Source organism: Pseudomonas sp. Ag1 (assembly GCF_000278565.1).
In the GTDB taxonomy this organism is placed as follows: domain Bacteria; phylum Pseudomonadota; class Gammaproteobacteria; order Pseudomonadales; family Pseudomonadaceae; genus Aquipseudomonas.
On the sequence record NZ_AKVH01000058.1, the window covers coordinates 1 to 20,127 of the forward strand.

Annotated in this window: 18 protein-coding genes; 10 read left to right on the plus strand and 8 right to left on the minus strand. The window is 61.7% G+C overall.

Annotated elements, in window-relative coordinates:
- Nucleotides 1-270 precede the first annotated feature (270 nt).
- Together olsB and A462_RS29565 are read left to right on the plus strand one after the other, a co-directional pair.
- The gene (olsB, locus tag A462_RS29570; protein WP_008431132.1) at nucleotides 271-1,026 is read left to right on the plus strand and encodes an L-ornithine N(alpha)-acyltransferase; all 756 of its coding nucleotides are present in this window, start codon (nucleotides 271-273) and stop codon (nucleotides 1,024-1,026) included.
- Nucleotides 1,026-1,817, plus strand: a complete 792-nt coding sequence (locus tag A462_RS29565) for a lysophospholipid acyltransferase family protein (RefSeq protein ID WP_003219789.1) — start codon at nucleotides 1,026-1,028, stop codon at nucleotides 1,815-1,817. Before olsB ends, A462_RS29565 begins: the two co-directional genes overlap by 1 nt.
- 109 nt (nucleotides 1,818-1,926) lie before the next feature.
- Here A462_RS29565 and A462_RS29560 read toward each other — a convergent pair whose 3' ends face one another.
- The gene (locus tag A462_RS29560; protein WP_003219791.1) at nucleotides 1,927-2,511 is read right to left on the minus strand and encodes an acyl carrier protein phosphodiesterase; all 585 of its coding nucleotides are present in this window, start codon (nucleotides 2,509-2,511) and stop codon (nucleotides 1,927-1,929) included.
- A 156-nt stretch (nucleotides 2,512-2,667) separates the two neighbouring features.
- Between A462_RS29560 and A462_RS29555 the strand changes: the two genes are divergently transcribed.
- Genes A462_RS29555 through A462_RS29545 form a run of 3 tightly spaced genes read left to right on the plus strand, consistent with a single transcriptional unit; the run spans nucleotide 2,668 to nucleotide 5,244 of the window.
- Nucleotides 2,668-2,982 (plus strand): ArsR/SmtB family transcription factor, encoded by a 315-nt coding sequence (locus A462_RS29555; RefSeq protein ID WP_003219793.1) that lies wholly within the window; start codon nucleotides 2,668-2,670, stop codon nucleotides 2,980-2,982.
- A 13-nt stretch (nucleotides 2,983-2,995) separates the two neighbouring features.
- Nucleotides 2,996-4,162, plus strand: a complete 1,167-nt coding sequence (locus A462_RS29550; protein WP_003219795.1) for an MFS transporter — start codon at nucleotides 2,996-2,998, stop codon at nucleotides 4,160-4,162.
- 26 nt (nucleotides 4,163-4,188) lie between these two features.
- Complete coding sequence (locus tag A462_RS29545) at nucleotides 4,189-5,244, plus strand: alkene reductase (protein WP_008431139.1); 1,056 nt, start codon at nucleotides 4,189-4,191, stop codon at nucleotides 5,242-5,244.
- A gap of 230 nt (nucleotides 5,245-5,474) precedes the next feature.
- On the opposite strand, the gene A462_RS29540 is transcribed toward A462_RS29545, so the two are convergent.
- On the minus strand, nucleotides 5,475-6,107 hold the full coding sequence (locus tag A462_RS29540) for a TetR family transcriptional regulator (protein ID WP_003219798.1): 633 nt from the start codon (nucleotides 6,105-6,107) through the stop codon (nucleotides 5,475-5,477).
- A gap of 286 nt (nucleotides 6,108-6,393) precedes the next feature.
- Here A462_RS29540 and A462_RS29535 point away from each other — a divergent pair, with 286 nt between their 5' ends.
- From A462_RS29535 to A462_RS29515, 5 genes are all read left to right on the plus strand, one after another.
- On the plus strand, nucleotides 6,394-7,548 hold the full coding sequence (locus tag A462_RS29535; RefSeq protein WP_008431141.1) for an efflux RND transporter periplasmic adaptor subunit: 1,155 nt from the start codon (nucleotides 6,394-6,396) through the stop codon (nucleotides 7,546-7,548).
- Nucleotides 7,549-7,551: 3 nt separating this feature from the next.
- Complete coding sequence (locus tag A462_RS29530; RefSeq protein ID WP_003219803.1) at nucleotides 7,552-10,713, plus strand: efflux RND transporter permease subunit; 3,162 nt, start codon at nucleotides 7,552-7,554, stop codon at nucleotides 10,711-10,713.
- A complete protein-coding gene (gene adeC / locus A462_RS29525; protein WP_003219806.1) occupies nucleotides 10,710-12,167 on the plus strand; it encodes an AdeC/AdeK/OprM family multidrug efflux complex outer membrane factor in 1,458 nt (485 codons plus the stop codon). The genes A462_RS29530 and adeC overlap by 4 nt, the downstream gene beginning before the upstream one ends.
- Nucleotides 12,168-12,339: 172 nt before the next feature.
- Nucleotides 12,340-13,590 (plus strand): OprD family porin, encoded by a 1,251-nt coding sequence (locus tag A462_RS29520; protein ID WP_008431143.1) that lies wholly within the window; start codon nucleotides 12,340-12,342, stop codon nucleotides 13,588-13,590.
- 78 nt (nucleotides 13,591-13,668) lie between these two features.
- On the plus strand, nucleotides 13,669-14,568 hold the full coding sequence (locus A462_RS29515; RefSeq protein ID WP_032898704.1) for a polysaccharide deacetylase family protein: 900 nt from the start codon (nucleotides 13,669-13,671) through the stop codon (nucleotides 14,566-14,568).
- Here the strand turns inward: A462_RS29515 and pcaC are convergent.
- The 6 genes from pcaC to pcaH all read right to left on the minus strand — a co-directional run bounded on the left by pcaC (nucleotide 14,565) and on the right by pcaH (nucleotide 20,109).
- Nucleotides 14,565-14,957: a 4-carboxymuconolactone decarboxylase gene (gene pcaC, locus A462_RS29510; RefSeq protein ID WP_008431145.1), complete on the minus strand. Its 393-nt coding sequence runs from the start codon at nucleotides 14,955-14,957 to the stop codon at nucleotides 14,565-14,567. The two genes, A462_RS29515 and pcaC, sit on opposite strands and share 4 nt — an antisense overlap.
- A 187-nt stretch (nucleotides 14,958-15,144) precedes the next feature.
- Entirely contained in the window at nucleotides 15,145-15,936 is a 792-nt protein-coding gene (gene pcaD, locus A462_RS29505; protein ID WP_003219815.1) for a 3-oxoadipate enol-lactonase, read from the minus strand.
- A gap of 10 nt (nucleotides 15,937-15,946) precedes the next feature.
- Nucleotides 15,947-17,311 (minus strand): 3-carboxy-cis,cis-muconate cycloisomerase, encoded by a 1,365-nt coding sequence (locus A462_RS29500; RefSeq protein WP_008431146.1) that lies wholly within the window; start codon nucleotides 17,309-17,311, stop codon nucleotides 15,947-15,949.
- 49 nt (nucleotides 17,312-17,360) lie between these two features.
- Nucleotides 17,361-18,656: an MFS family transporter gene (locus A462_RS29495; RefSeq protein WP_003219818.1), complete on the minus strand. Its 1,296-nt coding sequence runs from the start codon at nucleotides 18,654-18,656 to the stop codon at nucleotides 17,361-17,363.
- Between the two features lie 180 nt (nucleotides 18,657-18,836).
- Complete coding sequence (pcaG, locus tag A462_RS29490) at nucleotides 18,837-19,403, minus strand: protocatechuate 3,4-dioxygenase subunit alpha (protein ID WP_003219820.1); 567 nt, start codon at nucleotides 19,401-19,403, stop codon at nucleotides 18,837-18,839.
- A 1-nt stretch (nucleotide 19,404) separates the two neighbouring features.
- Nucleotides 19,405-20,109 (minus strand): protocatechuate 3,4-dioxygenase subunit beta, encoded by a 705-nt coding sequence (gene pcaH / locus A462_RS29485; protein WP_003219824.1) that lies wholly within the window; start codon nucleotides 20,107-20,109, stop codon nucleotides 19,405-19,407.
- Nucleotides 20,110-20,127: the final 18 nt, after the last annotated feature.

Below are 20,127 nucleotides of genomic sequence, written 5' to 3' on the forward strand. Positions count from 1 at the left end.
CGAGCCTAGGCGAGGCACCGAGTGGTGGGGCAAAGACCTTTTGGTTACTTTTGGGGCGTTTGCCAAAAGTGACCCGCTGTAAGAGCGGAACCATAAGCCGCCGTTACCGCAGCAACGGATATGTACACAAAAAACACAGCACCCACCGGCGAAATGCCTGTCATCTAAGCGTCACCGTAACTTCATGGAGATGACACCGGCCCTACATAGCCTGACATGGCACAAACAAGTCGACCGGCCGTAACCCTGGCCGGCACTCGGAGACTCGCCATGACTCAGATCGCCCGCATCAGCGACACCGGCAATGAACGCCGCCTGCAAGCCGAACGCCTGATCGGCGCCCAGGCTTTGCAGGAAGCCCAGGCCCTGCGGTTCAACGTGTTCAGCGGCGAATTCAACGCCAAGCTGAAAGGCGCTGAACTGGGCCTGGACATGGATGACTATGATGTTCACTGCAGCCACATCGGCGTGCGGGATTTGAACAGCGGTCGACTCGTCGCCACCACCCGTTTGCTCGACCACCAGGCCGCCACCACCCTGGGCCGCTTCTACAGCGAAGAAGAATTCAGCCTCCACGGCCTGCTGCACCTCAAAGGCCCCATCCTGGAAATCGGCCGCACCTGCGTCGACCCCGCCTACCGCAACGGCGGCACCATCGCCGTGTTGTGGGGCGAGCTGGCCGAAGTCCTCAACCAGGGTGGCTACAGCTACCTGATGGGCTGCGCGAGCATCCCGATGCACGACGGCGGCATCCAGGCCCACGCCATCATGCAGCGCCTGCGCGAACGCTACCTGTGCAACGAACACCTGCGGGCCGAGCCGAAAAAGCCGCTGCCGGCATTAGACCTGCCATCCAACGTCATCGCCGAAATGCCCCCCTTGCTCAAGGCCTACATGCGCCTGGGTGCAAAGATTTGCGGCGAACCCTGCTGGGACGAAGACTTCCAGGTCGCCGACGTGTTCATCCTGCTCAAGCGCGACGAGCTGTGCCCGCGGTATGCCCGCCACTTCAAGGCAGCCATGTGATGAGCCGCCTTCGAGTGTACGGGCGAATTGCCCGCGTGCTGGTGGTGGTGGCCCTGGGTTTGACCATGGCCAGTGTGTTTGGCGTGTTTGAACGTCTGGGCGTGGCCAACTCGATGGTGCGCCGGCAGCGCTGGTCGCGTTTTTTCATGGCACGGCTGACCAACGCCCTGCCCTTTCGCGTGACCGTTCACGGTGAGTTGCCGCAACAGTCGATGCTGTGGGTCAGCAACCACGTATCGTGGACCGATATCCCGCTGCTGGGGATGGTGGCGCCGATGTCGTTCCTGTCCAAGGCCGAGGTGCGCACCTGGCCGGTGGCGGGCTGGTTGGCCGCCAAGGCAGGCAGTCTGTTCATCCGCCGAGGTTCGGGGGACAGCCAGTTGATTCGCAAACAGATGACGCGTCATCTGGAACAACAACACCCGCTGTTGATGTTCCCGGAAGGCACCACCACCGACGGCCGCGCCCTGCGTACGTTCCACGGGCGGTTACTGGCCAGTGCGATTGATGCCGATGTGTCGCTGCAACCGGTGGCGATTCGTTATCTGCGCGATGGCCACATCGACCCGCTGGCACCGTTTATTGGCGACGATGATTTGCTCTCGCACTTGATGCGTTTGTTCGGCAATGACCAGGGCGACGTGGAAATCCATCTGCTCAAGCCGATTGCCTGCGCCGGGCAGGAACGTGCGGCGCTGGCGTTCCAGGCGCAGCAGGCGGTGCAGAAGGCGTTGTTTGGCCCCCTTCCAGAAGCTGAGCAAATGCCAGCGCGGCCAGCATTCGCGGCCTGAAGCGAGCACGGTGAAAAATGTGGGAGCGGGCTTGCTCGCGAAGGCGGTGCATCAGTCAGCAGATTCATTAGCTGACCCACCGCTTTCGCGAGCAAGCCCGCTCCCACATCTATAGTTGTATTGCCAACTGGCTATTTGAGAACCGCTGCAATTCTGGGTAAAACACCCGAAAATCCTCGCTCAACGGCTCGTACAGCGCTCGTAATTCCTGCATGGCATGGCCCAGTTCTTCGGGCCGTGTCAGGCGCCGGCCAATTCCTCGAAGTACCTGTTCCATCACCGCAAATTCGCGGTACGAACCCAGCCAGTCATCCGCCGCCATGTACGGCGCAATCTGCGCCAGCCGCCCCGGCAACGCCGGCTCTTCGGCGAGCACCCGGTAAACCTCAGAGGTAAATCGCTCCAGCGGCTGATCGGCATATAACGCCCAGTCCCGCGCCAGGCAGTGGTCGAAAAACACATCGAGGACAATCCCGGCATAGCGGCGCCGGGTCAGGGTGAAGCGCGACAGCGCCTGCCCGATCAGCGGATGACTGTCGGTGTAGCGATCGATTGAGCGATGCAACTGAATCGCCGACTCGATTTGCGGGCTGAACTGGCCTTGCAGGCGACCTTTAACAAAGTCGCCATACAGGCTGCCAAGCAATTGAGCAGGAAGTTGGCCGCCGAGGTGCAGATGTGCGAGATAATTCATGGCGCGCAGTCTAGCACTGCCGTCAACGTATCGTTATAACCCGATATACCGATTCAATCTGGTTTAAGACCAAATTCATATTGGTATATCGGGATACAACGATTTAAAGTTCGCCTCATCGCGATATAACGTTTTACAAAACCGAGCATCACTGCCATGTCCATCGACCTCGACGAAATAATAAAAGCCCTGGCGCACCCAGTACGGCGAGACATCCTCAACTGGCTGAAAGACCCGAAAGTGCAATTCCCCGAGCAGCTGCACAACCACGAATACGGCATTTGTGCCGGGCAGATCGACCAGCGCTGCGGGCTGTCTCAGTCCACCGTGTCGGCGCACCTGGCGAACCTGCAACGGGCGGGGCTGATCAGCAGCCAGAAGGCCGGCCAATGGCACTTTTTCAAACGCAATGAGGACGTGATCCAAGCCTTCCTCAAAGCGCTCACCGAAGAACTCAGCGCACCGCTGTAACAAGGACCCATCAATGCCTCTCTCGCTACTCATCCTGGCCTTAAGCGCCTTCGCCATCGGTACGACCGAGTTCGTCATCATGGGCCTGTTGCCCGATGTGGCGGCCGACCTCGGTGTATCGATTCCCGGCGCCGGCTGGCTGGTGACCGGCTACGCCCTGGGCGTGGCCATCGGTGCCCCCTTCATGGCACTGGCCACCGCCAAGCTGCCGCGCAAGGCCGCCCTGGTAGCGTTGATGGGCATCTTTATCATCGGCAACCTGCTCTGCGCCCTGGCCAGCGACTACAACGTGCTGATGTTTGCCCGTGTGGTCACCGCGCTGTGCCACGGCGCCTTCTTCGGTATCGGATCGGTGGTCGCCGCCAACCTGGTGCCGGCCAACAAGCGTGCTTCGGCCGTGGCGCTGATGTTCACCGGCCTGACCCTGGCCAACGTGCTCGGCGTACCGCTGGGCACCGCGCTGGGTCAGGAAGCCGGCTGGCGCTCGACCTTCTGGGCCGTGACGGTGATTGGAGTGATCGCCCTGATCGGTCTGATCCGCTTCCTGCCGGCCAAGCGTGACGAGGAAAAACTCGACATGCGCGCCGAGCTCAGAGCACTCAAAGGCGCCGGCATCTGGCTGTCGCTGAGCATGACCGCGCTGTTCGCTGCCTCGATGTTCACCCTCTTCACCTACGTCGCGCCGCTGCTGGGGGACGTCACCGGTGTTTCGCCCAAAGGCGTGACCTGGACCCTGCTGCTGATCGGCCTGGGCCTGACCGTCGGCAACATCATCGGCGGCAAGCTGGCAGACAAGCGCCTGGCTGCCACCCTGATCGGCGTGTTCATCAGCATGGCAGTGGTGTCCACCGTCCTGACCTGGACCAGCGTCGCCGTGATCCCGACTGAAATCACCCTGTTCCTCTGGGCAACCGCCTCGTTTGCCGCCGTACCGGCACTGCAAATCAACGTGGTGACCTTCGGCAAGGCCGCACCGAACCTGGTGTCCACCTTGAACATCGGCGCCTTCAACATCGGCAACGCCCTCGGCGCCTGGGTGGGCGGCAGCGTGATTGCCCACGGCTTCGGCCTGACCAGCGTGCCCCTGGCCGCTGCTGCACTGGCCGTGCTCGCGCTGCTGGTGACCCTGATTACTTTCCGTCAGACCGGCGATGCCGACCTGGCCCCCGCGACTAACTGATCAACTAAAGAGAAGGGTGTTATCCCATGACGACTATTTTCGATCCGATCAAACTGGGCGACCTGGAACTGTCGAACCGCATCATCATGGCGCCGCTGACCCGCTGCCGTGCCGACGCCGGTCGCGTGCCCAATGCGCTGATGGCTGAGTACTACGTCCAACGCGCTTCCGCCGGGCTGATCCTCAGCGAAGCCACCTCCGTAACGCCAATGGGCGTGGGTTACCCGGACACCCCGGGCATCTGGTCCAACGACCAGGTTCGCGGCTGGGCCAATGTGACCAAGGCCGTGCACGGTGCAGGCGGCAAGATCTTCCTGCAACTGTGGCACGTGGGCCGGATCTCCCACGAGTCGTACCTGGACGGTGAAACCCCGGTCGCGCCAAGTGCCATCCAGCCTAAAGGCCACGTCAGCCTGGTACGCCCACTGGCCGACTACCCAACGCCGCGCGCCCTGGAAATCGCCGAAATCGCCGACATCGTCGACGCCTACCGCGTAGGCGCCGAGAATGCCAAGGCCGCCGGTTTTGACGGCGTGGAAGTCCACGGCGCGAACGGCTACCTGCTCGACCAGTTCCTGCAAAGCAGCACCAACCAGCGCACCGACAACTACGGCGGCTCCCTGGAAAACCGCGCACGCTTGCTGCTCGAAGTCACTGACGCCGTGATTGAAGTGTGGGGCGCCGGCCGTGTAGGCGTGCACCTGGCACCGCGCGCCGACTCCCACGACATGGGCGACGCCAACCTGTCGGAAACCTTCACCTACGTCGCCAAAGAGCTGGGCAAGCGTGGCATCGCGTTCATCTGCTCCCGTGAAAAGGAAGCGGGCGACAGCCTCGGCCCACAACTGAAAGCCGCCTTCGGTGGCCCGTACATCGCCAACGAACGCTTCACCAAGGACAGCGCCAACGCGTGGCTGGCTTCGGGCAAGGCTGACGCCGTGGCATTCGGCGTGCCGTTCATCGCCAACCCGGACCTGCCGGCTCGCCTGAAGGCCGATGCACCGCTGAACGAAGCACATCCAGAGACTTTCTACGCCAAAGGCCCGGTCGGCTACATCGACTACCCGACCCTGGCACTCTGATCTGCTGAAACGAAAAAGCCCCGGCTTGCGAGAGCCGGGGCTTTTTTATGGGCCGCAGGAAACATTCCTTCACAGCCTTGCAACAATATTGCTACAAAATACTTAGCCAACTACCTATCAACCGCCCGCCAGCCCGTATATAACGTCACCCCACAAAATCAGGGAAAAGCCTGATTGACCAGCCCCGGTGTTTATTGTTGACACAACTGGTCGCAATTACGCATTTTGTCTTAATTGCGCAGGCCAGGGCTCAAGCGCAGCATGTCCAACGCGATATCGACCCAGCGCTCTGCGTCCTGGGCCAACTGGAAACTGTCGGGCACCAGCAGCCACTGGCCGAGAATTCCGTCGATATAGGCGTGCATGCACACCGCGGCACGTACGGTGTCGAGATTCTCCGGAAGCTGCCCGCGATGGACCGCGTTACGCAAGGTCAGCCCGATGCGCAGGTTGCATTCGAGGCTGGCGGTCTGGCGCTGACGGCGCAGATCACACATTTCATCGGTGAATTCGCACTTATGAAACAAAATCTCATTGATGCGCCGGGTCTTCGGGTCCAGGGCCACTTGATGGAACAGATGAATCAGCAGCTTGCGCATGCAACCCAGCGGATCGACCTCGTCCTCGCTCTCACTGGCCCTGGCCAATTCATCCAGCGGCTCGTGCAGCGTATCGAGCATCGCCTGCACCAGGTCGGCCTTGTTGCTGAAATGCCAGTAGATGGCACCACGTGTCACGCCTGCCAGCGCGGCAATATCCGCCAGCGTGGTACGCGCAACCCCGCGCTCGTAGAAGGCCTGCTCGGCCGCTTCAAGAATCTGGCTGCGCGTTTCCTGAGCTTCCTCTTTGGTACGACGAACCATGGCAGTAAAACCTCAATCAGGAGACTTGGGGTGATCGGTAACGCAGACTCAACCGCTGCTAACGACCATCTGAATAATTGTGGGACGACGCCGTCAAGGGCGCCGAACGTACTAGAATCGAGGCTTTGGACGCTGCTTTGTCAACATTCCGCGAAGCCTGTCAAGAGTTTACAAACAACCATGAACGTAAGTATATTGCGTAGCAAGCTACTTATCCACTCAGTGCCTGTTTTTTACCCTTCCACACTTCTTGTGCGCACTCTGCGCGCCTGACCCGAGGATCTTCATGCAACTTAAGCCAGCTGTTACCGCCCTGGTTACTGCCGTCGCCCTGGCATCGCTGCTCAGCGGATGTAAAAAGGAAGAAGCGGCTCCGCCCGCTCAAACCCCTCAGGTCGGCGTGGTCACTATTCAACCTCAAGCCTTTACCCTGACATCCGAGCTGCCAGGTCGCACCACGGCCTACCGCATTGCCGAGGTTCGCCCTCAGGTCAACGGCATCATTCTCAAGCGTCTGTTCAAGGAAGGGGGCGACGTCAAGGAAGGCCAGCAGCTCTATCAGATCGATCCGTCGGTGTATGACGCCTCGCTGAAAAGCGCTCAGGCCAACCTCGCCCAGACCAAATCGATTGCCGATCGCTACAAGCAGTTGGTCGATGAGCAGGCCGTCAGCCGCCAGGAATACGACACCGCCGTGTCCAACCGCATGACCTCTGAAGCCAACGTGCAAACGGCCCAGATCAACGTGCGCTACACCAAGGTGTTTGCCCCGATCTCCGGGCGTATCGGTCGCTCTTCGGTCACCGAAGGCGCGCTGGTCAGCAACGGCCAGACCGACGCCATGGCAGTGATCCAGCAACTGGACCCGATCTACGTCGACGTCACGCAGTCCTCTGCCGAGATGCTGAAACTGCGTCGTGACCTGGAAAGCGGCCAACTGGAAAAAGCCGGCGAAAACGCGGCCAAGGTCAAGCTGACCCTGGAAGACGGCACCGCCTACGGCGTGGAAGGCAAGCTGGAATTCTCCGAAGTCTCGGTCGACGAAACCACCGGTTCCGTGACCCTGCGGGCCGTGTTCCCGAACCCTGACCACACCCTGCTGCCGGGCATGTTCGTCCACGCGCAGTTGCAAGCCGGTGTGAACAGCAAGGCCATCCTGGCACCACAGCAAGGCGTGACCCGCGACCTGAAGGGCATCCCGACCGCGCTGGTGGTGAACAAGGACAACAAGGTCGAGCAACGTGTACTGGTGGCCAACCGCACTACCGGCGCCTACTGGCTGGTGGAAAAAGGCCTGAACGCCGGTGACCGTGTGATCACCGAAGGCCTGCAATTCATCAAGCCGGGCATCGAAGTCAAGGTCAAGGACGCTGATAACGCCAAACCCGCCGGTTCCGGTTCCGCTGCTGCTCCTGCTGCCGCTGCTGGTCAAGGGGAGTAATTCATGTCGAAATTTTTTATCGACCGTCCCATTTTCGCCTGGGTAATTGCCCTGGTGATCATGCTGGTCGGGGCACTGTCGATCCTGAAGTTGCCCATCAACCAGTACCCGGCCATCGCGCCAACCGCCATTGATATCCAGGTGACCTACCCGGGCGCGTCTGCACAAACCGTGCAGGACACCGTGGTGCAGGTGATCGAACAACAGCTCAACGGTATCGACAACCTGCGTTATGTCGCCTCGGACAGTAACTCCGACGGCAGCATGACCATCACCGCGACGTTCAACCAGGGTACCAACCCGGACATCGCCCAGGTTCAGGTACAGAACAAGCTCAACCTGGCGACCCCGCTGCTGCCACAAGAAGTACAGCAGCAGGGTATCCGCGTTACCAAGTCGGTGAAGAACTTCCTGATGGTGATCGGTCTGGTGTCGGAAGACGGCAGCATGACCAAGGATGACCTTTCCAACTACATCGTTTCCAACATCCAGGACCCGATTTCCCGGACCGCCGGTGTGGGCGACTTCCAGGTGTTCGGTTCCCAGTACGCCATGCGTATCTGGCTCGACCCGGCCAAGCTGAACAACTACCAGCTGACGCCAGTGGATGTCAGCAACGCCATCCAGGCGCAGAACGTCCAGGTGGCCACCGGCCAACTCGGCGGCCTGCCTGCCCTGCCCGGCACTCAGTTGAACGCCACCATCATCGGCAAGACGCGTCTGCAAACCACTGAAGCGTTCGGCAATATCCTGATGAAGGTCAATACCGACGGTTCCCAGGTTCGCCTGGGTGACGTTTCGCGTATCGAACTGGGCGGCCAGAACTACAGCATCAGCGCACAGTTCAACGGCAAGCCGGCTTCCGGTATGGCGATCAAGCTGGCAGCCGGTGCCAACGCACTGGACACCGCCAAGGCGATTCGCGAAACGGTTGCGTCCCTCGAACCGTTCTTCCCGCCTGGCATGAAGGCTGTGGTGCCGTATGACACCACGCCGGTTGTGACCGAATCGATCTCCGGTGTGGTTCACACCCTGATCGAAGCGATCGTGCTGGTGTTCCTGGTGATGTTCCTGTTCCTGCAGAACTTCCGCGCCACCATCATCACCACCATGACCGTACCGGTGGTATTGCTGGGTACCTTCGGGATCCTCGCTGCGTTCGGCTTCACCATCAACACCCTGACCATGTTCGGCATGATCCTGGCCATCGGCTTGCTGGTGGACGATGCCATCGTTGTGGTGGAGAACGTCGAGCGGGTAATGGCCGAGGAGCACTTGTCGCCCAAGGAGGCGACGGTCAAGTCCATGGGCCAGATCCAGGGCGCCCTGGTGGGTATCGCCCTGGTGCTGTCGGCGGTATTGCTGCCAATGGCGTTCTTCGGTGGTTCCACCGGTGTGATCTACCGCCAGTTCTCCATCACTATCGTTTCGGCGATGGCGCTGTCGGTACTGGTTGCCCTGGTCTTCACCCCGGCCTTGTGCGCCACCATGCTCAAGCCGATTGACCCGGAAAAACACGGCCAACCCAAGCGCGGCTTCTTCGGCTGGTTCAACCGTACCTTCGACCGTGGCGTACTGAGCTACGAGCGCGGCGTCGGTAACATGATCAAGCACAAGTTCCCGGCGTTCGTGGTCTATGCCCTGATCCTTGCCGGCATGATCTGGATGTTCACCCGCATTCCAAGCGCGTTCCTCCCAGAGGAAGACCAGGGCGTGATCTTTGCCCAGGTACAAACGCCGGTGGGTTCTTCGGCTGAACGTACGCAGAAAGTCATCGACGATATGCGCGCCTACCTGTTGAACGACAAGGAAGGCGAGCCAGGCGAAGGCAAGGCTGTCAAATCGGTGTTTACCGTGAACGGCTTCAACTTCGCCGGTCGTGGCCAGAGCTCGGGCCTCGCGTTCGTGATGCTCAAGCCGTGGGACGAGCGTGACTCGAGCCAGTCGGTATTTGAGGTTGCCAAGCGTGCCCAGGGTTACTTCTTCGGGGCCTTCAAGGACGCCATGGTATTTGCCGTGGTGCCACCTTCGGTACTCGAACTGGGTAACGCCACCGGTTTCGACGTGTTCCTGCAAGACCAGGGCGGCGTCGGCCACCAGAAGCTGATGGATGCGCGTAACCAGTTCCTGGGTGCCGCGGCACAAAGCAAGATCCTGGCGGGCGTGCGCCCCAACGGCGTGAACGATGAGCCGCAGTACGAGCTGACCGTTGACGACGAGAAGGCCAGTGCCCAGGGCATCAGCCTGGCAGACATCCAGCAGACCCTGGCAATCGCCTTGGGTGGCAGCTACATCAACGACTTCATCGACCGTGGTCGTGTGAAGAAGGTGTATGTACAGGGTGACGCCGCCAGCCGGATGTCTCCGGAAGACCTGAGCAAATGGTACGTGCGCAGCACGTCCGGGAAGATGGTGCCGCTGTCGGCCATCTCTTCGGGCAAGTGGATCTTCGGTTCGCCGAAACTCTCGCGCTATAACGGTGTAGCGGCGATGGAAATCCTCGGTACCCCGGCACCTGGCTACAGTACCGGTGATGCGATGGCGGAAGTCGAACGCATTGCCAAGGACCTGCCGGCTGGCGTTGGTTACTCCTGGACCGGTCTGTCGTATGAAGAACGTCTGTCCGGCTCCCAGGCACCTGCGCTGTACGCCCTGTCGCTGCTGGTGGTGTTCCTCTGCCTCGCGGCACTGTACGAAAGCTGGTCGATCCCGATTGCGGTGATTCTGGTTGTACCGCTGGGTGTGATCGGTGCGTTGATCGCCACTAGCCTGCGGGGACTGTCCAACGACGTGTTCTTCCAGGTGGGCCTGTTGGTGACGGTGGGTCTGGCAGCGAAAAACGCCATCCTGATCGTGGAGTTCGCCAAGGAGCTCCACGAACAGGGCAAAGGCATTGTCGAGTCGGCCATCGAGGCATCCCGCATGCGTCTGCGACCGATCATCATGACGTCCATGGCGTTCATGCTCGGCGTACTGCCCCTGGCAATTTCCACCGGTGCCGGCTCAGGTAGCCAGCACGCCATCGGTACGGGCGTAATTGGCGGTATGATCACCGCCACGGTCCTCGCGATCTTCTGGGTACCCCTGTTCTTCGCAACCGTGTCCTCCGCTGGCGAGCGTAAAAAGACTGAACCCAAGCAAACTCCTAAAGAGGCTGGCCAATGAGCAAGTCGCTACTTTCCTTAGCGGTCACAGCATTCGTGCTCAGTGGCTGCTCGCTGATCCCGGACTACCAGCGCCCTGAAGCGCCGGTAGCCGCGCAGTTCCCGCAGGGGCCGGCGTATTCGTCGGCCCAGGCGCCGGGCCAGGCGGCTGCCGAGCAGGGCTGGAAGCAGTTTTTCCATGACCCTGCCCTGCAACAGCTGATCCAGACCGCCCTGGTGAACAACCGCGACCTGCGTGTCGCGGCCCTGAACATCGATGCGTATGCCGCGCAGTACCAGATCCAGCGCGCCGACCTGTTCCCGGCGGTTTCGGCCACGGGCAGCGGCAGCCGCACGCGCACCCCGGCCAAGCTGTCGCAGACCGGCGAAGCGGGCATCACCAGCCAATACTCGGCGGGCCTCGGGATCAGTTCTTATGAGCTGGACCTGTTCGGCCGCGTACGCAGCCTGAGCGAACAAGCGCTGCAACAATACTTCGCGACCGAAGAAGCGCGCCGCACCACCCAGATCAGCCTGGTGGCCAGCGTGGCCAACGCCTACCTGACCTGGCAGGCCGACAAGGAGCTGCTCAAGCTCACCCAGGACACCCTGGGCGCGTACGAGCAGAGCTTCAAACTGACCTCGCGCAGCAATGAAGTCGGCGTGGCTTCGGCCCTGGACCTGAGCCAGGCCCGTACCTCGGTGGAAAACGCCCGGGTTGCACTGGCGCGTTATACCCGCCAGGTGGCCCAGGACGAAAACAACCTGACCCTGCTGCTGGGTACCGGCCTGCCGGCGAACATCGTCAGCCGGCCATTGGCTGATGACCTGTTGAGCGAAGTACCGGCCGGCCTGCCATCGGACCTGCTGCAACGTCGTCCCGACATCCTGCAGGCCGAGTACAACCTCAAGGCGGCCAACGCCAACATCGGTGCGGCACGCGCTGCGTTCTTCCCGAGCATCACCCTGACCGCCAGCGCCGGCACCGCGAGCCCGACCCTGGGCGGCCTGTTCAAGGGCGGTTCGGGTACCTGGTCGTTCGCACCGCAGATCAACATCCCGATCTTCAACGCCGGCAGCCTGCGCGCCAGCCTGGATTACTCGAAAATCCAGAAAGAGATCAACGTCGCCAACTACGAGAAAGCCATCCAGACCGGCTTCCAGGAAGTCTCCGACGGCCTCGCCGCCCGCGAGACCTACAAGCAGCAACTGGACGCCCAACGTGGCTTCGTCGCGGCCAACCAGGATTACTACCGCCTGGCCGAGCGTCGCTACCGTATTGGTGTCGACAGCAACCTGACGTTCCTCGACGCCCAGCGCCAACTGTTCAGTGCCCAGCAATCGCTGATCACCGACCGCCTGGCGCAGCTCAATAGCGAGGTCAACCTGTACAAGGCCCTCGGTGGTGGCTGGAACGAACAGACCGCGAAGAACGAACCGTTGAAAGAAGAAGCACCGCCCTTGAAGTTGTTCTGATAGTGGCGCAGTAAACAAAAACCGCTTCCCGCCCAGGAAGCGGTTTTTTTACGCCCATGACTTTACGTTCGATCATCGCCCACAACCCGCTCTCCCCCACTTTCATCGCCCCCGCACCGCCCCGCACCATGGCCGCCACCTGCATAACCCCAATAACAACAGGTCTGACACCATGAGCACTTTCGACCCGCGCCGGCTTTTGCTGGCAACCGCTGTCGCCAGCATTGCCCTCCCCGTTGTCGCTGAAGAACACGGCTTCCTGGAAGACGCCAGCGCCAACCTCAACCTGCGTAATTTCTTCTTCAACCGCAACTACACCAACCCCAGCAAGACCCAGGGCGGCGCACAGGAGTGGACGCAAAGCTTCATCCTCGACGCCAAATCCGGCTTCACCCAGGGCACCGTCGGTTTCGGCGTGGATGTACTGGGCCTGTACTCATTGAAGCTCGATGGCGGACGCGGCACGGGTGGCACCCAGCTGTTGCCGCTGGACCACGATGGCCGCCCGGCGGATGAATTCGGGCGTCTGGGCGTGGCGTTCAAGGCACGGGTTTCAAAGACAGAAGTGAAAGTCGGCGAATGGATGCCGGTGCTGCCGATCCTGCGTTCGGACGATGGCCGCTCGCTCCCGCAAACCCTGCGCGGCGGGCAAATCACCTCCAAGGAAATCGACGGCCTGACCCTGTACGGCGGCCAGTTCCGCGCCAACAGCCCACGGGACGACAGCAGCATGACCGACATGTCCATGTTCGGGAAAACCGCGTTCACCTCCGACCGCTTCAACTTCCAGGGCGGCGAATACGCCTTCAACGACAAACGCACCCAGATCGGTGTGTGGAACGCCCAACTCAAGGACATCTACAGCCAGCAATACCTCAACCTGATCCACAGCCAACCGGTGGGCGACTGGACCCTGGGCGCCAACCTCGGGTTCTTCTATGGCAAGGACGACGGCAGCGCCCGCGCCGGAGACCTCGATAACAAGACCTGGTCCGGACTGTTCTCGGCCCGATACGGCGGCAACACGTTCTACGTCGGCCTGCAAAAACTCACCGGCAACAGCGCCTGGATGCGCGTCAACGGCACCAGCGGCGGCACCCTGGCCAACGACAGCTACAACGCCAGCTACGACAACGCCCAGGAAAAATCCTGGCAGGTACGCCATGACTATAACTTCGCCGCCCTGGGTATTCCGGGCCTCACGCTGATGAACCGCTACATCAGTGGCAGCAACGTACACAGCGGCACAGTGACCGATGGCAAGGAATGGGGACGGGAAAGTGAAGTGGCCTACGTGGTGCAGAGCGGAGCGCTGAAGAATCTCAATGTGCGCTGGCGTAACTCCAGCATGCGCCGGGACTACAACAACAACGAGTTTGATGAAAACCGGTTGATCGTCAGTTACCCGATAAGCCTGCTGTAAAGCCTCGACAGTCTTGTTGTATGGTGCGCGCGTGTCATGGATGACCCGCCCCAGCAGCCAATGTCATTCGAGTCCGCCATGAAACACTTCGCCACCGTATCGGCCGCACTAGCCCTGGCCCTGAGCCTCAGCGGTTGCATCGGCCCGCCTCTGGCGCTGACACCGCAAACTGAACAACGCCTGAAAACCGAGGCGCCGATCCGTTTTTTGCTGACCTTCGATGACGGCCCCAGCGCCTCGGGCTTCATGAACCCCAGCCGTTCGGTGATGGCGGACCTGGCGAACAACCCGATACAGCCGGGGATCAAGGCGGTGTTCTTCCTGCAGACCGAGGCGCCCCGCTCCGGCGGCAACCCGCGGGGCTACAAGACCATGGAGCGCGAATACGCGGCCGGCCATATCCTGGGCTTCCACACCGCGACCCCGTGGCACAGCAACCATCGCTTGCAGAATCCGGCTGAACTGGAGCACTACCTCAGCCTGGGTTCGTCGACCCTCACCGCCATCACCGGCCAACCGCCCACACTGGTACGCCCGCCGTTCTGGAACTACGACAAGCGCACCTTCGCCGCCTATCAGCAACACGGCATGCATGTGTTGCTGACCGACCTGAGTGCAAACGATGGGGTGATATGGGTGTTCAACGGCAGCCCGCGTCGACGGGAAAACCTGATACGCCAACTCTCGGTGGTGCGCGAGCGCATCGCCAAAGGCGAATTACCGACGGTGGACGGCGTGATCCCGGTGGTGGTGACCTTCCACGATATCAACCGCTACACCGCCTGGCACTTGAAGGAATACCTGCAAATCCTGCTGGACAGCGCCCATATCAATGGCGTGCCCCTCGCCACACAGCCTTTCTACACCGACCGGGCAACCTTGCAGCGAGCCGCCATGGCCCGCACGGTAAAAAGCGCCGACGAAGTCGTGCATCTGCCCGGCGTGTGGAATTGGGTGTGGGACGCTGACTCGCACTAGACGCGCGACTCTACCCCCAACTCATCCCACACCGACTCGGCCAAGTGAAACGTCGCATTCGCCGCCGGAATCCCGCAATAGATCGCGCTCTGCATCAGCACTTCCTTGATCTCGGCGCGGGTCACACCGTTGCTCGCGGCGGCGCGCAGGTGCAGCTTCAGCTCTTCGCTGCGGTTCATGCCGATGAGCATGGCGATGGTGATCAGGCTGCGGGTATGCCGCGGCAGCCCCGGGCGGGTCCAGATATCACCCCAGGCGTGGCGGGTGATCATTTCCTGGAACTCGCTGTTGAACTCGGTCAGGGCGTTGAGGCTGCGGTCGACGTGGGCGTCGCCCAGCACTTCGCGGCGCACTTGCAGGCCTTCGGCATAACGTTGTTTCTCGTCCACAAAACGCTCCTCATGCAACGGTGACGACAGGCACATACCTGTGGCGAGGGAGCTTGCTCCCGTTGGGTCGCGCAGCGACCCCAGTGAGGCCGCTGCAGGGTTTTACAAATAGTTGGGTTGCGGCTGCTCAGGGGCTGCTACGCAGCCCAACGGGAGCAAGCTCCCTCGCCACAGGGTTCAGCGATACTCAGCGCGATAGCAGAAATTCCAGCACACGGTCGCTGAACGCCGCACCGGCTTGCACGTTGGACAAGTGCGCGGCATAGAACTCGGCATACTCGGCGCCCTGCACATGCGCCTGGATAAAGTGCCCACCCGCCGGCGGCGTCACCGCATCTTCGCTGCCTGCGATCACCAGGGTCGGCACCTTGATCGACGCCAGTTGCTCGCGGAAATCCGCGTCGCGCACGGCCGCGCAGTTTGCGGCATAACCCTGGGGATCAGTCGCCGCCAGCATATCGGTGATCAGCTTGGCCTGGTCAGGATGAGCCTCGGCGAAGTCTGCGGTGAACCAGCGGGCAATTGACGCATCACGCAGGGCAACCATCGCGGCCGCACCGTCGCGCAGGACCATCTCGATGCGTGGGTTCCAGATCTCGGGCGTGCCGATCTTCGCGGCGGTGTTGCACACCACCAGCCGGCGCAAACGCTCACCCGCGTTGATCCCCAGCCACTGGCCGATCAGGCCGCCCATGGACAACCCGCAGAAATGCGCGCGCTCGATCTGCAACGCATCCAGCAGCGCCAACACGTCACGGCCCAACTGCTCGATGCTGTAGGGGCCTTCGGTGACCAGCGACTTGCCATGGCCCCGGGTGTCGAAACGCAGCACCCGGAAGTACTGAGTGAACGCCTCGATCTGGATGTCCCACATATGCAGGTCGGTGCCCAGGGAGTTGGACAGCACCAGTACCGGTGCATCTTCGGGGCCATCGAGTTGGTAGTTCAGTTCGCCATCGGCGAGTTGTACAAATCCCACAGCAGCCTCCTCAGGCAGTCAAAGCAAAATGTTCGGCCACGGCCCGGGTGACCCAGGTGTGCGCCTGGCCCAGGTAGTGCGCCGGGTCCAGCAGGCGATCGAGTTCGGCCGCCGAAAGCTCGGCAGTCACTTGCGGTTCATCCCCCAGCACCGCCCGCAGGTGGCGCCCGTCGGCGACGGCGCGTTTGCAGCATTGTTCCAGCAGATGGTGCGCGGTTTCGCGGCCCAGGCGCTGGGCGAGGACGATGCTGACCGCTTCGGCCAGTACCAGGCCCTGGGTCAAATCAAGGTTTTGGACCATGCGCCGGGGATCGACTTCCAGGCCTTCGCTGACCAGCAGCGCCTGATGCAATGCACCGGATACCAGCCGGCAAATCTCCGGCAGGGTTTCCCATTCGGCGTGCCACAGGCCCAGGCTGCGTTCGTGTTCCTGGGGCATCGCGCTGAACATCGTTGCCACCAGGCCGGGCACTCGCGTGGCAGCGCTGATCAGCACGGCAGCGCCCACCGGGTTGCGCTTGTGGGGCATGGTCGAAGAGCCGCCCTTGCCGGGGGCCGACGGCTCAAACACTTCCGCCGCTTCGGTCTGCATCAGCAGGCTGATGTCGCGACCCAGCTTGCCGAGGCTGCCGGCGATCAAACCGAGCACCGAGGCAAACTCCACCAGGCGGTCGCGCTGGGTGTGCCAGGGTTGCTCCGGCAGGCCCAGCTGCAACTCGGCGGCCAGTGCTTGCGCCACCGGCATCGCCTGTTCGCCGAGGGCCGCCAGGGTTCCGGAAGCACCGCCAAATTGCAGCACCAGCAAACGCGGCTTCAGCTCACTGAGACGTTGCCGGTTGCGGGTGACTGCGCCGAGCCAACCGGCGATCTTCATGCCCAGCGTGACCGGCGTTGCATGCTGCAGCCAGGTCCGGCCCGCCAAAGGAGTTGTCCCGTAACGCTGGGCCTGGGCGGCAAGAATGTCCCCCAGCCGCGCCAGATCATGTTCGATCAGCTCGACCGCACTGCGCAGTTGCAGCACCAGGCCGGTGTCCATCACATCCTGGCTGGTAGCGCCCAGATGCACATAACGTTCGGCGCCGGCATCTTCGCTGGCGATCAACTTGCCGAGGGCCTTGACCAACGGAATCGCCGAATTGCCCGCCGTGGCAATCGCGTCGCCGAGGGCATCCACGTCGTAGAGAGAAGCCAGGCACGCCTGGGCAATGGGCGCGACGGCCGCTTGCGGGATCAACCCGACCTGAGCCTCGGCCCGGGCCAGCGCCGCTTCGAAATCCAGCATGCCCTGCAAACGCCCCTGGTCGCAGAACACTTCAGCCATGCCGTTGGCGGTGAAGTAGGCGTCGAACAGTTGGTTGCTCGTGCGCATCGTCATAACACATCCCTAGGTGGCGCATACCCGGCAACGGGCACGCGCCAGCCGGTTACAGATCGTGGTGCAAATACGCCGCCTCTTTGGGCAGGCGCAAGCTGAACAGGAACGCCACCGCCATCATCGCCGTGACGTACCAGTAGAAGGTGTTCTCCATGCCCATGGACTTGAGCCCCAAGGCCACATATTCCGCCGAACCGCCGAAGATCGCGTTCGCCACCGCATACGCCAGGCCCACGCCCAGTGCGCGTACTTGTGGCGGGAACATTTCGGCTTTCACCAGGCCGCTGATGGAGGTGTAGAAGCTCACGATGGCCAGGGCCAGGGTGATCAGCACAAAAGCCAGGAACGGGCTGCTGACGGTTTTCAGGGTCAACAGGATTGGTACAGTGCACAGCGTGCCCAGGGCGCCGAACCACAGCATCGAGTTACGGCGGCCAATCTTGTCCGCCAGCATGCCGAACACCGGCTGCATGCACATGTAGAAGAACAGCGCGCCGGTCATGATGTAGCTGGCGGTCTTGGCGTGCATCCCGGCGGTGTTCACCAGGTACTTCTGCATGTAGGTGGTGAACGTGTAGAAAATCAGCGAGCCGCCGGCGGTGTAGCCGAGCACGGTGATAAACGCCGCCTTGTGATCGCGGAACAGCGCGGCAATGCTGCCGGCGTCCTTGTCTTCACGCATTTCCTTGCTGGTGGTTTCTTTCAGGGTGCGACGCAGCAACAGCGAGATCACCGCCGCAATGGCGCCGATCACAAACGGAATGCGCCAGCCCCAGGCCCGCAGTTCTTCTTCGGTGAGAATCTGTTGCAGGATCACCACCACCAACACCGCCAGCAGTTGCCCGCCGATCAGGGTCACGTACTGGAACGAGGCGAAGAACCCGCGCTGGCCCTTGAGGGCGACTTCACTCATGTAGGTGGCGGTGGTGCCGTATTCGCCGCCGACCGACAGGCCCTGGAACAACCGGGCGACCAACAGCAGGGCCGGGGCCCAGGCGCCGATGTCTTTGTAGGTGGGCAAAAAGGCGATGACCAGGGAACCGGCGCACATCATCAGCACCGAGATCATCATGGAATTCTTGCGACCGTGTTTATCCGCCACCCGGCCGAACAGCCAGCCGCCGATGGGGCGCATCAGGAAGCCGGCGGCGAACACGCCGGCGGTGTTCAGCAGTTGCACGGTGGGGTCGTCCGACGGGAAAAACGCCGGGGCGAAATAGATGGCGCAGAAGGCATAGACGTAGAAGTCGAACCATTCGACGAGGTTGCCGGAAGAGGCACCGACAATCGCAAAAATCCTTTTGCTGCGTTCTTCTCCGGTGTAGTGGCTGGTTTTTGTTGTCATGTTTTTTCACTCAGTGGGAACGGTTATAGCCTAGACATACTTTGCAACAACCATGTTCCGCAAGCAGACTTTTGGATATTTGTTGCCTGGGCCGGCCTCATCGCGGGCAAGCCCGGCTCCCACATTTGGAATGCATTCCCCTGTGGGAGCTGGCTTGCCTGCTATAGATCCGCAGCCCACTCAATAATCGAAGAACACCGTCTCTTCGTCTGTGCCCTGCAAAATCACATTCCACTGATACACACCCGCCGCATCCGCCTTGGCGATCAACGTGCGGCGGCGCTCCTGCGGCACACACGCCAGCAGCGCGTCATCCCCATTCGCCGCTTCACCGTCAAAGTAAATCCGCGTCAGCAGGTGCTTCACCAGCCCACGGGCAAACACCAGCACCACCAGGTGCGGCGCCTGGGTCGTGCCCTTCAACCCCGGCACACTGCCCGGCTTGATGGTGGTAAAGCGAAACCGCCCTTCAGCGTCCACCGGCACCCGGCCAAAGCCTTCGAAGTTCGGGTCCACCGGTTTGTCCTGCTCATCCTCGGGATGGTCGTACTTGCCGGCCGCATTGGCCTGCCAGACTTCCAGCATGGCGTCGTTGACCACATCGCCATTGCCATCCACCACCTGCCCGGTGATCGCCACGCGCTCGCCGAGGGTGGCCGCAACGGTCAGGTCTTCGCGGTTCAGCCAGGTCAGGCCAATGTGGTAATACGGCCCGACGGTGTGGGAAGTAGTCGCGTTGAGGCTCATCTCATTTCTCCATCGGCGTGGCGTCGCGGCCGCGCAGGACGATGTCCCAGCGGTAGCCGAGGGCATAGTGCGGAATGGTTTTTTCCAGATCGAACGAGGCGATCAGGCGCTCCTTGGCGGACGTGTCCGGGACGCAGTTGTAGATCGGGTCATAGGCCAGCAGCGGGTCACCGGGGAAATACATCTGCGTCACCAACCGCGTCAGCACACTCGGGCCGAACAGCGAGAAGTGGATGTGCGCCGGGCGCCACGCGTTGTGGTGGTTGCCCCACGGGTAGGCGCCGGGCTTGATGGTCTGGAACTGGTACCAGCCGTCGGCGTCGGTGACGGTACGCCCGGTGCCGGTGAAGTTCGGGTCCAGCGGTGCGTCGTGCTGGTCGCGCTTGTGGTTGTAGCGGCCGGCAGCGTTGGCCTGCCAGATTTCCACGAGGATGCCGGGAACGGGCAGGCCGTTTTCATCCAGCACGCGCCCGTGAATGATGATGCGTTCGCCCTGGGGTTCGCCTTCGTGCTGGGCGGTCAGGTCGTTGTCCTTCTCGTTGACGCGCTCGGCGCCGATGGTCGGGCCGGTGATTTCCGACAGGGAATGGGGCAGGAACACCAACGGCTTGGACGGCGAACGCAGGTTCGTCGACTGGTAGGCCGGGTGCAGGTAATCAGGCTGAGTACCCGCTTGCGGGCGCCGGTATCCGGGCTTGTCACTCATGGAGCAATCCTCTTTATT